A 13,239-nucleotide genomic window follows, 5' to 3' on the forward strand; every position below is an offset into this window, starting at 1 on the left:
CAGGGATTTTATACATAAATGGAGGGGAGTAATAATGAACAGAAGTTATAAGAAAAATATAAGTTTGGAAAATTTTGTTTTTATTGTAATATTTTTTGGTATCTTTTCCTGGATTGGGCATATTATGGGACCTACTAATATGCTTTCAACTATAATGAATACGGCTTATAGGCTGCTTATGGATACTTGTTTTTATATAATGGGAATATCTGTCATAGCAGGCGCTTTATCTAGTCTTTTTTCTGAATTTGGTTTTATTGCCTTGGTGGATGTCATCTTATCTAAGATTATGAAACCAATTTATAATCTACCTGGAGCTTCTTCTTTAGGCATATTAAATTGCTATTTATCAGATAATCCAGCAATCCTTACTCTTGCAGATGAAGATAATTTCAAAAAATATTTTAGAAAATTTCAAATGCCAGCCCTATGCAATCTAGGAACATCTTTTGGGATGGGCCTTATTGTTACGACAACCATGTTCTCCCTTTCTGTAGAAGGAGCTGTTAAGGCTTCACTTATTGGAAATCTAGGTGCCTTTGTGGGATCTGTCGTATCAGTCAGGATAATGTTGAGATTTACGAAAAAGCACTACGGAACGGAAGAGATGGTAGAAGTAGTAAATGTCGAAAGTATACCAGAAGGATCTAGGATAGTAAGGGAAGGCTCTTTTGGATCTCGTGCTATAGAAGCGATTCTTTACGGAGGTAAGCGTGGAGTTGATATGGGAATTGCTATTATTCCTGGGGTTATCACAATCTGTACTATGGTAATGCTTCTGACAAATCCTATGCCAGCTGGTGGATATACAGGAGAAATTGGCCAGGGAGTTGCCTTTCTTCCTTGGCTTGGAGAAAAATTATCCTTTATCCTAAGTCCTATCTTTGGCTTTTCAAGTGATTCTTTTATTGCAGTGCCAATAACAGCCCTAGGATCTGCTGGTGCTGCCATAGGTTTGGTTAAGGAATTTGCAAGTGGACTTGCTGTTACGGGAAATGATATAGCTGTCTTTACAGCCATGTGCATGTGCTGGTCAGGCTACCTATCAACTCATATAGCTATGATGGATGCCCTAAATACAAAGGAGATGACAAGCTCAGCCATCCTTTCTCACACCATAGGAGGCCTATGTGCAGGCTTTGCAGCCCATATATTTTCTATGATACTTTTATAAAATTAATATACAGGAGAAAAAGAGGCAAAAGAAAATCGGGATCCGTTCCCGATTTTTTACTTAAAATATATATACCTATTTCCATCAAAATCCCTTATGTCTGTTTCCATTTCGAATATATCCCTAAACATCTCCTCGTCCATGACCTTTTTGGATGGGCCTTGTCTGTAGATTTTTTGATTATCTATTAGGATGATATTGTCTGCGAATTTTTCTATTAGGCCTATTTGGTGGAGGCTAATTAGAGTAGTAAGACTTAACTTTTCTGTCAAATCTTTTATTATTCTCATTATGTCGTATTGATTTTTGAGGTCTAGGGCACTTACTGGTTCGTCTAGAAGAAGGATTTTAGGATTTGCCACAAGGGCCTGGCCAATGAAGACCTTCTGGACTTCTCCTCCTGATAATCTATTAATATATTTATCCTTGTATTTTCTAATATCCAATAAATCTAAGATTTTTTCAGCGTCTTCTTTATCATTCTTAGTTATTCTTAGAGACAGATCTGCTACCTTGCCAAGCAATATAGTCTCGAATACAGTAAATTTTGCCTTGGAATTGATATTTTGATTGAGATAGGAAACTTTTCCGTCTGTTATTATCTCACCTTCGTAACTTTTGATTCCGCTTATGGCATTTAGGATAGTCGATTTGCCTGATCCGTTTCTTCCCATGAGGATATTTATCTTGCCTTCTTCTATCTTAAAGGAAATATCATCTATTACCTTTTTGTCGTAGGAGATGGATAGGTTTTTAGCTTCAATCATTTTTTCCTCCAAAAAAGAATATAAATATCAAAGGAAGCCCAACAAGACTTGCTATAATTCCTATAGGAAGGATGGCGCCAGGTTTTACGATTTTGGATAGGCCTGATGAAAATACCAAAAGAATTGCCCCTAGGAGGCTCGATCCTATTAGATAATACCTTTGGTCCTCGCCTAGGATTTTCCTTGCCAAATGTGGGGCTATGACACCTATAAAGCCTATCACACCTGCAAAGCTTACCCCGATTGATGAAAGAATCGATACTATCATAAAGGTCTTAATCTTGACTCTTTTAACATCTACTCCTAGACTTTTGGCCCTATCTTCTCCAAATCTCAGGCTAGTGAGCTTATGACTGTCTTTGATGATTAGGATGAAGGCTAGGATGAAGGCCGTGAAAAGAATCGTAATTTGCTTGGGGTTGGTATTTGAAACAGAGCCAAAGAGCCAAAATACGATTGATGAGAGGGTTTCGTCTGTGGATATGTATTGCATTAGACTTGTAAGCGAGTCAAAGAAGAATTTGACGGAAATTCCAGCAAGGATCATTGAGCTTGTGTGGGCGAAGTTTCTCCTAGATATTATATAGACGAAGATTATAGCTATGAGAGCAAAGCCAATGGCCCCAAAGGCTATAAAATTAATCGATATGCCCAAAAGGAGAAAGAGGGAGGCTCCAAAGCCTGCGGCAGAGGAGATTCCTAGGGTAAAGGGACTTGCTAGGGGATTGTCTAGGATAGTCTGCATACAAGCTCCAGCAAGGCCTAAGATCATGCCGACAATAAGGGCTGTAGCCATTTCTGGCATTCTGATCTTAAAAAGAATAGTCCTTTGAAGGTCGTTTAGACTTATGAGGTCTCTTGGAACAAGCTCTCCTACTCCTATGAAAAGGTCTAAAAAACATATGAGAACACTTATTAAGCCTAGGATAAGAATCTTTTTGTTCTTATTCATATTTGCTAAACCAAGTTCCTTGATATTCAATAGGCATGAAGTTTTCGTAAAAGTCTTTCATATCAGCCTCAGGGTCCACATCTTCGAAAAGCTCTGGGTGGAAAGTCTTGGCTAGAGTCTCGTAGGCGTAGAAGTCACACATGTCCCTTGCTAGGTTTTGACCTATGGCATATACATTTTTTTCCTTCATGGCGGTCAAATCTTTCCAACCATTTCGTATCTTGTATCTATCAATCTTTTTACTTACATCTTCTGGACTAATTCCAAAGCCCATCTTCATTGACTCAGGTTTTTCTATCCATTCTGCTCCAGTGATGAAAATCATATCAGGATCTTGGGATAGGACGAACTCTTCAGAAACTGGAGTCGCTTCCTTTTCTCCCAAGACGTCTCCTGTAAGATTGTATCCGCCTGCATCGTTTATGATCTTACCCCACATCATTTCGTTGCCGTAGGAGTTACCGTAGGCATGTTCTCCCTCATAGCCATGCTCTAGATAAACTCTTGGCTTATCATCTGCATCTTTAAGTCTTTCTTTCATTGAGTCAATCTTTCCCTTATAGAAGCCGTTTAGCTTGTCGAGATTCTTATCAAGTCCTGTAGCCTTGGCTATAATTTCTGTAGACTTTAGATGATCATCAAAGTCTTGATTGTGATAGTCTACATAGATTACGGGCAAGTCTATCTTATCTTCTATTGTTTCTAGTTGGGCCTTGTAGGAGACTGGAGCGATGATTCCGTCAGCATCTATAGAAAGAAGCTCCTCAAGGGAGAAGTCATTGTCTGCGAAGTTGCTTACTCTTTTGACATCATCTAGCTCTGGGATTTTGTCTACTAGCTTTTGGTAAAGGTCATTTCTATCGCGTCTTATACCATCATCCATGGCGGCAATTTTCTTATAGAAATTTTCATTATCTAGATACATCATAGTCATAAAGGGACCACCAGAGCCTGAGCCTTGTATTATGACCTTATCCATTGGTTTATCGAGTTTAATTTCTCGTCCTAAGACATCTTCGATTACAAGTTTGGCTTCACTCTTATCTTCTATGCTTTCCACGCTTTCTACTTTAGTCTTTGTTTCATTTTCCTCTGCCATATTTCCCCCACAGGAGGCAAGGATTAAGAGTGAAAATACAATAAGCCATATATTTCTTAACTTAGTTTTCATATTTTTCTCCATAAATTAATCGCATCTTTTCAAAGGCTTTTTTGATCGATATATTTTCTTTCTCTGCCAAGTCTTTGGCTGACTGATATTCTGGGTATATGTAGGAAGAATCCTTGTGATATACCTTCTTAAAGAAAAGTTTTAGGCCTTTATACTCTATTGAAATCATCTGTCTATCTAGGATGGACCTATCGACTTCTATTTTTCTAATTCCTATTGATGTAGTATTAGAAAAGATTATATCTTCGACTTCTTCTATTCTTTCCTTATCACAAAGGACGGAAAGCTTGTAGGCTGGACGGTTTTTCTTCATGAAAATTGGAGTGTAGAAAGAGTCTCTAGCAACTTCCATTAATTTGTCCATTACAAAGCCCAAAACTTCCCCTGTAGTATCATCTATGTTAGTCTCTGCTAAGATTAGGCTTTTTTTTTTAGGATTTTCTATCTCCATTACCCTTAGGACATTAGTAGACTTCTCAAAGTCCTTGTTTCCTGCACCAAGACCGATTTTCTTGATTGCAAACTCTTTGATATCTTCTCCTGTAGAAAAATATTTAACTATAGCAGCTCCAGTTGGAGTTACGTGCTCGCCATAGTCATCTATGATATTGAGGCTAATATTTGAATCCTTCAAGATATTTGCTACTGCTGGAACCGGGATTGGCATATAGCCGTGGGCACATTTTTGCATGCCACATCCTTCAAAGAGCTTGGAGAAGTAGATGTTTTCTACACCTAAGTCTTCTAGAAGAACTGTTACTCCCACTATATCTATGATGGAGTCGATAGCTCCTACTTCGTGGAAGTGGACTTCGTTTTTATCTATACCGTGGGCCTTGGCCTCTGCTTCTCCTATGATATCAAAAACCCCTAGGGCGTCTTTCTTTACTTTTTCTGAAAGAACGTCTGAGCCCTTAATAATTTTTTCTATATCAGAGATATTTCTATGGACATGGCTGTGAGAGTGGTGGTGATGGTCATGATCATGGTCATGATGATGGTGGTGATCGTGGCTATGGTCGTGATCGTGATCTTCATGTTTATGGTGGTCGTGGCCTTCATGGCTGTGGTCGTGATTTTCACCATGATTATCATTTTCTAAGATCACATCGAAGTTATAGGCATCGATTCCGTTTTTTAGGGACCTGTCAAAGACAAGTTTGTAACCATCAATACCAAGTGAATCGATTGCTTCTATTAGCTTTTCCTTGCTAGCTCCAAGATCCAAGAGAGCTCCGATTGTCATATCTCCAGCTATTCCGGAATACATTTCAAAATATAAGTCCATTTATTTCTCCTCTATTAGTTTATTTATTTGACAGGCAGCATAGGCTGCTCCGTAGCCATTGTCAATATTTACTACAGATATTCCTTCTGCACAGGTCGAAAGCATTGTAAGGAGGGCAGATATACCATTAAAGCTTGCCCCGTAGCCCACAGAAGTTGGGACTGCTATGATTGGCTTATCGACAAGGCCTGCAAGGACAGTGGCAAGGGCCCCTTCCATGCCTGCTATTGCAATTATCACATTAGCTTTTTTAATCTCATCGATTTTATTTAACATCCTGTGAAGACCTGATACTCCAACATCGTAGAAGCGGCTTACCCTAGCTCCAAAAAACTCTGCCGTAAGGGCGGCCTCTTCTGCTACGAAAAGATCCGCGGTTCCTCCTGTACAAATTGCGATATTTCCTATTTGAGGGAGACTTTCATATTCTAGGGATATAATCCTTCCTGTAGGGTCATACTCTGCTTGAGGGATTTCTCTTTTTACAAGTTCGTATTGGTCCTTACTTGCCCTAGTACCTATGACTGATTCGCGTCTTTCGGCAAAGGCCTTGAAGATTTCCACCAAGGCAAAGTCCTCCTTGCCCTGGCAGAAGATTGTCTCAGGAAAGCCCCTCCTGTTTTTTCTTTGAAAGTCGAGCTTTGCTATATCTATATCCTTAAAATTAAAGTCCTTTAGATAGGCTAAGCCTTCATCAATTGTCATCTTGCCGTTTTTAATATTTTCTAAAAATTCTTTATCGTTCATTTGCTAACCATGGATTAAGCTTAATCTTTTCTTCCTCATCAACTACTTCATCCATTGATCCTGACCTATAACCTTCAAGATCAAGGTTTATATAGGTGAAACCTAGTCCTTTTAATTTTTTTACAATCTCATCTATGTGAGGGAAAATTTTATCAAAATCATCCCTATCAACTTCTATTCTTGTATTATCTCCGTAGACTCTAACGCGGACGTTTTTAAGATCGAAAGTTTTTAGGAAGGTCTCTGCCTTATTTATAGCCTCAAACTTATCTGTATCTATTAAATGATTGTAAGGGAATCTGGTAGCAAGACAAGGGGCAGAAGGTCTTTTATAAACTGATAAGTTTAATTCCTTTGCGTATGCTCTTACCATATCTTTGCTAAACCCTGCCATTTCAAGTGGGCTTACGACTCCTTTGTCATTAAGAGCTCTAACTCCTGGTCTGAACACTTTCTTATCATCTAAATTTGATCCATCGACTACATACTTATAGCCTAGTTCGTCTTTAAGTTTGAAAGCTTGCTCAAATAGGAAGCTTTTACAGTGATAGCATCTGTCTATAGTATTATTTTTGATATATTCATTATCGAAAACATCTATATCTACTACTTTAAGTTCAACATCCATATCTCTAGCTAGGCTTTGAGCATTTTCTAAATCTCCATCTGGTGTGGTATTAGTGTTATACATTATAGCTACGACATCGTTTCTTTCTTTTCTATACATGCTTGCAAGCTTTAAGATCAAAGATGAGTCGACACCACCAGAAAATGCTAGGACAAATTTCTCCTTGAGGAGATCTTTGACTATATTATCGAGTTTTTCTTTCTTTTCTTTATCTATGTCCATAATATTCCTTTCTTTCCTATAAATAAAAAAGGGCATAGGAATCCCCTAAACCCTCATGGTAATCTAAAAAAGTTAGCTTCATACTAACAAATTTATCTTAACATATAAAAAAAACTAGGTCAAGAACTAAGCTTATGATAAAATATTAGAAGGAGGAGAATATGAAGATAGTAGTAATTGATGGCCAGGGAGGCTCGATAGGTGCAAGCCTTGTAAGTAAAATCAAAAAAGAAAATCTAGATGCTGTAGTATATGGATTGGGAACTAATTATTTTTCTAGTAAGGCTATGAAAAAGGCTGGAGCTGATATAATTGCGACTGGTGAAAATGCTATTGTCGTAAATGTCAAGGACTGTGATTATATCTTGGGAACTACAGGAATAGTCATAACGAATTCTCTTCATGGGGAAATAAGCAAGAAAATAGCCAAGGCTATAGGAAAATCACCTGCTATGAGAATCCTAATCCCATTTGATTGTTGCAAGACCCTAATAGTTTCTAAAGAAAAGCCTTCCATAGAAGAGCTCCTAGACGAAGCAGTTTCGATTCTTGTAAAAATGGTAAAAGAAAAAGGGCCTAATCTAAGCCCGGATTTATGTAAATAGCTCCAAAAGGAGCTATACATTAACAATGTATCTAAGTGTTAACGATACTTGTGATGCTCTAATATTGTACTTAAAGTTGGATAAAAAAGCAATTTAATCTACAACTTAACAGACATAAAGCTTTATGTTATACTGATAAAGAAATGGGAAATGAATTAAGAGGAGATTTATGAAAAATAACGCAAAGAAATGGATAGCCTTGGCTATAACCGCCCTAGTCTTAGTGGTTTCGGTATTTGCTAAGGATAAGGAAAGAGAAGTAGAGCAAAGTATAAAAGATAAGTACGTGAAAAACTTTTCGGACTTTTCTAACTATACAGAAGAAGTAATCCAAGGAACAAACCCTAAGGAGAAAATTAAGGTCGTAGATGTCGACGGGGTAATCCAATCAAACGATGCCAATGACTTCGTAGTAGAGGAGTTAAAAAAAGCTAAGGAAGATCCACAAATTAAAGGAGTAATCCTTAATGTAAACTCTCCAGGAGGGTCAGTTTATGCCTCAGAGAGAATTGCAAATGAAATTAAGGCCCTAAAAGAAGCACAAAAGCCCGTATATACTGTAATGCGTGAGATGGCAGCAAGCGGAGGCTACTATATATCAGCTCCTACTGATAGGATCTACGCATCTAACGAGACTTGGACAGGATCAATTGGGGTAATCATCCAATCCTACTCCCTCCAAGGACTTTTTGAAAAGTACGGAATTAAAGAGCAAAATATAACAACAGGTAAGATGAAAGATGCCGGAAGCCAAGGAAGAGATATGAGCAAGGAAGAAAAAGAATACTTCCAAGGACTTGTAGACTCAGCCTTTGATAGATTTGTAAAGATCGTTTCTGAAGGACGTGGTATTTCTGAAAGAGAAGTTAGAAAGCTCGCTGATGGAAGGGTCTACGACGGTAGCCAAGCCCTAGCAAATGGACTAGTTGATAAAATCGGCGATCTCGATTCTGCTATAGGAGATATGGCAAGTGAAAATAACTTAGAAGATCCAATGGTAATAAGAAATGAAAATGTTATGGGATCTTTCTCATCAATATTTTCAAAAGTCACAGACCTTAAGAAAAGCGAATCCGACCTTGCAATACTTGATAAATTAATGAAAAAAGAAGGCCCACGACCAATGTATTTGTATGGTGATTACAATGACTGAAGTTAAAATTCCTTTTAGAGAGAAAGACTACCGCTTTGCCTATGCTGGATTTTTCCTAAGACTTGTAGCTTTTCTAATAGATATGCTAGTTGTAGGAGGAATATTTACAATCCTTAAAGTATTCTTGCCCTTAGATATGGAAGCAAATATCTTAAACTTCAGCCTAGGAGAAGTTCTTAGCACAGGACTTACTTTGGCCTACTTTACATTGATGACACTTTTTACAAATGGAAGGACCCTAGGCAAGATGATTTTAGGTCTTAGGGTAATATCCCTAACAAGTGATAAGCTAACTTTCTCTCAAGTAATCATTAGAGAAATTTGCGGAAGATTTGTCTTAAATAAATTCAAAATCCTTTATCTAATCACGGGTCTTAGTCCCAAAAAACAAGGACTCTTTGATATACTTCTCGATACAACAGTAGTTAAGGAAGAAATCTTTAATCATTTGTACGGAGAAAATCTATAAAATTTAGAAATAATAATTGCAAAAAGCAGCATGAATTACAAAAATCGCTAATTTATGCTGTTTTTTCTTATTTTGAAAAACCACAATATATGGTATGATAATAGACGATTACAAGATAAAGATACTATATCTAGTATTAGACTTTTGATAAAGTAACTACAAATTCATAAGAAAATTTGGACCTATCCTAAAAGTGCGATAGATCATATTTATTCTAAAGAATTGGAAAAGTCAGTATTAGTTGATATACTATTTGTTATTTGTTTATGAGAGATTAAGGAGATAAGATGGAAATTATTAAAAGAGACGGTACGAGGGCTGATTTTGAGAGAGAAAAAATTGAAAAAGCAATTGCTAAGGCCTTCTATTCTGTTGACAGTATGATAAGCGAGGAAGATCTCAGGAAAATTTCCTCAAAGATAGAAAAGACAATCAAGGAAAAGTATCCAGCTGATCACACAGTAACAGTCGAGGAAGTCCAAGACTTGGTAGAGCTTACCCTAATTGATGAGAATTACTACAGAGAGGTAAAATCATTTATCCTCTACCGTGCCAAGCACAATATGGACAGAAAAGTTATAGGAGACTTCTCCAAATATATAGATGATAAAAATATTCTTAATATAATAACAGAAGTTCAAGCAGACTTTGATAATCAAAGATACCCAATAGAATCCCTCTTTTTTAAATTCGAATCCTTCCTTAAGGCAAATATGACAGAAGAGGATATGCTTAAGGCTATAACAAGAGCTGCAAGCGAGCTTACCAGCAAGGAAGCTCCTGATTGGGAGATAATAGCAGCACGCTTTCTCATGCAAGAGATTAACTATGAGATAGAAAAAAGTGAAGAAAGATACGAACTTTTCGATTTCAAATCCAAGATAGGATTTCTAACAGAAGAAGGCCTTTATGGATCTTACATCCTAGAAAACTATACAGGAGAAGAGATAGACGAATTAGAAGCCTATATGGACTTTTCTAGAGATAAGATTTTTACCTACTCAGGCCTTGATTTAGTAAGAAAAAGATATCTAATTACTAACCACAAGGGAGATATCCTAGAAAAGGTACAAGAAATGTTTATGGGAATCGCTATGCATCTTGCAATTCCTGAGAAGGACAAGATAGGATTTGCTAAAAGATTGTACGATATCCTTTCAACACTTAAAGCAACCATGGCAACACCTACCATGACCAACGCCAGAAAGCCATTTAACCAACTATCCTCATGCTTTATAGATACAGTTCCTGATACCCTAAAGGGAATCTATCGTTCTGTAACAAACTTTGCGGAAGTATCAAAGCATGGAGGAGGAATGGGTCTCTACTTTGGAAAGGTAAGGGCTAACGGCTCAGATATACGTGGCTTTGAAGGAGTTGCTGGTGGAGTTATCCGTTGGATAAGACTTGCCAACGACACAGCTGTAGCAGTAGACCAACTTGGTGTAAGGCAAGGAGCTGTTGCAGTATATCTAGATATTTGGCATAAGGATATACCAGAATTTATGGGACTTAGGACAAACAACGGAGATGATAGAATGAAGGCCCACGATGTATTCCCTGGAGTATGCGTTCCAGACCTCTTCTGGAGACTAACCCGTGATGATATAAATGCTGACTGGCATATGTTCGACCCTCATGAAGTAGAGAAAAAATATGGAAGAGCCCTAGAGGATACCTACGGTGAAGAGTTCGAAGAATTCTACAAGAAACTCGTAGCAGATAAGGATATCTCTAGGAGGACTATGTCTGTCAAAGATATGGTAAGACTACTCATAAAATCATGGACAGAGACAGGAACACCATTTGTCTTCAACAGAGATGCAGTAAACAGACTAAACCCAAACAAACACAAGGGAATGATTTACTCATCAAACCTCTGTACAGAAATCGCCCAAAACATGAGCCCATCAGAGTCAATCTCAACAGAAATAGTCGATGAAAATGGGGATACAATTATAGTAAACAAGACAAAACCAGGCGACTTCGTAGAATGTAACCTGGCAAGCCTAACCCTAGGTAAGGTAGATGTAAATAATAAGGAAGAGCTTGAGGAAACTGTAAGAACAGTAGTAAGGGCCCTTGATAATGTAATCGACCTAAACTACTATCCAACCCCATATGCCAAAGTAACTAACAAAAAGTACAGGGCGATAGGACTAGGAACAAGTGGCTACCACCACATGCTAGTCAAAAACGACATAAGCTGGCAAAATGAAGAGGCACATGCTGAATTTGTAGATAGGGTCTATGAAGATATAAACTTCTACGCCGTCAAGGAATCCATGGAAATTGCCAAGGAAAAGGGCGCTTATTCATGCTTTGAAGGAAGCGACTGGGAGACTGGTGCCTACTTCGATCTAAGAGATTACAAGAGCGAAAGATGGGATAAGTTAAGGGCAGAAGTTAAGGAAAATGGCCTAAGAAATGGCTATCTAATGGCCATAGCTCCAACAGGCTCAACATCAATAATTTCAGGTACATCTGCAGGAGTTGACCCAATCATGAGCCGTTACTTCCTAGAAGAGAAAAAGGGAGCAATAGTTCCAAGAGTTGCTCCAGGACTTACAACAAAGACCTTCTGGCTCTACGAAAACGCCCACGACATAGACCAAAACATATCTATGCGTATGGCAGGAGTAAGACAAAAGCACATAGACCAAGCCCAATCAGTAAATATCTATATAACCACAGAATACTCCATGAGACAGTTATTAAATATCTATATAACAGCCTGGGAAGCGGGAGTTAAATCTATTTACTATGTTAGAGGAAAGAGCCAAGAAGTTGAAGAATGCGATTCATGCGCAAGCTAAAATTAAATAGTGGATTCTAAGGATTAGAATAAGCAAAAAGATGTGATGAAATGGGGTAGACTTGAGTCTACTAAAATGTAATAAATTAAATCTTTTAAGCGGGATGTAAACTGTAAATAACAGGATACAGCCCGTTTAAATTTTCTCGACAAAAGTTTTATTGATTTTATTATGACTTCTTATCATCTTTGTATTGGATATAAGTTAAAATCAACATAAGTACAGCAAAAATCACCATAAAGTATCTGTAGTGTTTATAAGAATTTGGAACTAAGAACTCAACTAATAAATATATAATCAAGATAAGTATATATGAGATAATAATTTTTTTTCTAGAATTCATAATTACTCCTCATTTCATCATTTTCAATATACTAAATATTTTTATACGATGAATTTGATTTTTGTAAAGTCTTATGCTACTTTGATAAAACTCCTTTTATGTGCTTTGTTTTTGGTGTACTCTTAAAACCTAAGCTTATGAGATTGGCTATAGATTCTTACTTCTGTGGGACACCAATCCACGACAGGTGCAATAGCTCTATTTTTTAGTTTTTAATAAATCTTCAATATTATATATCGAACTTTTCCCAATCCTTTATGCGTTCTATTACCAAATTTTACCTTGTATTCTAATCTTATTGAATATATTCCTATCTAAAGAACTTTCATCAAGAAATTGTTCCTTATTTTGTTACTCTTTTTATTCTATTGCTTAAGTTTTTTACAAGATTGTTTGTGTATATACTTATATAAATATATATCTTTTGGAAATTAGTATAGGGTAAGTTGAGGTACAAGTGATTTTTTGGTATTTTTTACTTTAAGCTCTTTCTAGTTTCTATAAGGGCTGTCAAGACTAGGTAAGAGACTATTAGATAGGAATAAGCTATTTTATTGTCATTATTTATGAAGCTATAGTTTGTAATTGCCATTTTTTCTTGGATTAGGGAAAGAATAAATATCAAGATTATAAAAAAGATTATAGATATTATTTTAGTCTTAATGCTTCCCACACCTCTTAGAAGCTCTCTTTCCTTGAATAGACTTATAGCAAAAACAAAGATCATGGCTATAAGAATGTAGTTATTAATCTCTACAAAAAATCCCAAAATAACTAATAATATATATAAAATTCCGCTAATAAAAATCATAGATTTCTCCTTTTTAACCAGCTTACCAGAAAAATGAAAATTTCCAATCTTGCCCTTATTTTTTCTTCTAATATAATAACTTGGATAGTAAAA

General features: G+C 36.8%; 13 protein-coding genes. 5 read left to right on the top strand and 8 right to left on the bottom strand.

What is annotated here, in order from left to right; genetic code table 11:
* The first annotated feature begins 34 nt into the window (after positions 1-34).
* Positions 35-1,174 carry a CD0519/CD1768 family membrane protein gene (locus C7D97_RS07610; protein WP_105301464.1) on the top strand — a complete coding sequence of 380 codons (1,140 nt, stop codon included), beginning with the start codon at positions 35-37 and terminating at the stop codon, positions 1,172-1,174.
* Positions 1,175-1,230: 56 nt separating this feature from the next.
* Here C7D97_RS07610 and C7D97_RS07615 read toward each other — a convergent pair whose 3' ends face one another.
* Genes C7D97_RS07615 through larE form a run of 6 tightly spaced genes read right to left on the bottom strand, consistent with a single transcriptional unit; the run spans position 1,231 to position 6,949 of the window.
* The gene (locus C7D97_RS07615; protein WP_105301465.1) at positions 1,231-1,941 is read right to left on the bottom strand and encodes an ABC transporter ATP-binding protein; all 711 of its coding nucleotides are present in this window, start codon (positions 1,939-1,941) and stop codon (positions 1,231-1,233) included.
* Complete coding sequence (locus C7D97_RS07620) at positions 1,934-2,893, bottom strand: FecCD family ABC transporter permease (RefSeq protein ID WP_105301466.1); 960 nt, start codon at positions 2,891-2,893, stop codon at positions 1,934-1,936. Before C7D97_RS07620 ends, C7D97_RS07615 begins: the two co-directional genes overlap by 8 nt.
* On the bottom strand, positions 2,886-4,064 hold the full coding sequence (locus tag C7D97_RS07625) for an ABC transporter substrate-binding protein (RefSeq protein ID WP_105301467.1): 1,179 nt from the start codon (positions 4,062-4,064) through the stop codon (positions 2,886-2,888). The genes C7D97_RS07620 and C7D97_RS07625 overlap by 8 nt, the downstream gene beginning before the upstream one ends.
* Entirely contained in the window at positions 4,054-5,352 is a 1,299-nt protein-coding gene (gene larC, locus C7D97_RS07630; protein WP_105301468.1) for a nickel pincer cofactor biosynthesis protein LarC, read from the bottom strand. Before larC ends, C7D97_RS07625 begins: the two co-directional genes overlap by 11 nt.
* Positions 5,353-6,099 (bottom strand): nickel pincer cofactor biosynthesis protein LarB, encoded by a 747-nt coding sequence (larB, locus tag C7D97_RS07635; RefSeq protein ID WP_105301469.1) that lies wholly within the window; start codon positions 6,097-6,099, stop codon positions 5,353-5,355.
* On the bottom strand, positions 6,089-6,949 hold the full coding sequence (gene larE, locus C7D97_RS07640; protein ID WP_105301872.1) for an ATP-dependent sacrificial sulfur transferase LarE: 861 nt from the start codon (positions 6,947-6,949) through the stop codon (positions 6,089-6,091). The genes larB and larE overlap by 11 nt, the downstream gene beginning before the upstream one ends.
* 161 nt (positions 6,950-7,110) lie before the next feature.
* On the opposite strand from larE, the gene C7D97_RS07645 reads away from it, so the two are divergent.
* The 4 genes from C7D97_RS07645 to C7D97_RS07660 all read left to right on the top strand — a co-directional run bounded on the left by C7D97_RS07645 (position 7,111) and on the right by C7D97_RS07660 (position 11,992).
* A complete protein-coding gene (locus tag C7D97_RS07645) occupies positions 7,111-7,554 on the top strand; it encodes a DUF3842 family protein (RefSeq protein ID WP_105301470.1) in 444 nt (147 codons plus the stop codon).
* Positions 7,555-7,723: 169 nt separating this feature from the next.
* A complete protein-coding gene (sppA, locus tag C7D97_RS07650) occupies positions 7,724-8,707 on the top strand; it encodes a signal peptide peptidase SppA (protein ID WP_105301471.1) in 984 nt (327 codons plus the stop codon).
* A complete protein-coding gene (locus tag C7D97_RS07655) occupies positions 8,700-9,176 on the top strand; it encodes an RDD family protein (protein ID WP_162841578.1) in 477 nt (158 codons plus the stop codon). Before sppA ends, C7D97_RS07655 begins: the two co-directional genes overlap by 8 nt.
* A 287-nt stretch (positions 9,177-9,463) precedes the next feature.
* Entirely contained in the window at positions 9,464-11,992 is a 2,529-nt protein-coding gene (locus C7D97_RS07660; RefSeq protein WP_105301473.1) for a ribonucleoside-diphosphate reductase subunit alpha, read from the top strand.
* A 169-nt stretch (positions 11,993-12,161) separates the two neighbouring features.
* On the opposite strand, the gene C7D97_RS10525 is transcribed toward C7D97_RS07660, so the two are convergent.
* Positions 12,162-12,335, bottom strand: a complete 174-nt coding sequence (locus C7D97_RS10525) for a hypothetical protein (protein WP_158679123.1) — start codon at positions 12,333-12,335, stop codon at positions 12,162-12,164.
* A gap of 475 nt (positions 12,336-12,810) precedes the next feature.
* Positions 12,811-13,146, bottom strand: a complete 336-nt coding sequence (locus C7D97_RS07665; protein ID WP_105301474.1) for a hypothetical protein — start codon at positions 13,144-13,146, stop codon at positions 12,811-12,813.
* Between the last annotated feature and the right edge of the window lie 93 nt (positions 13,147-13,239).

Origin of the sequence: Anaerococcus marasmi, from assembly GCF_900290195.1 — a bacterium.
In the GTDB taxonomy this organism is placed as follows: Bacteria; Bacillota; Clostridia; order Tissierellales; family Peptoniphilaceae; genus Anaerococcus; species Anaerococcus marasmi.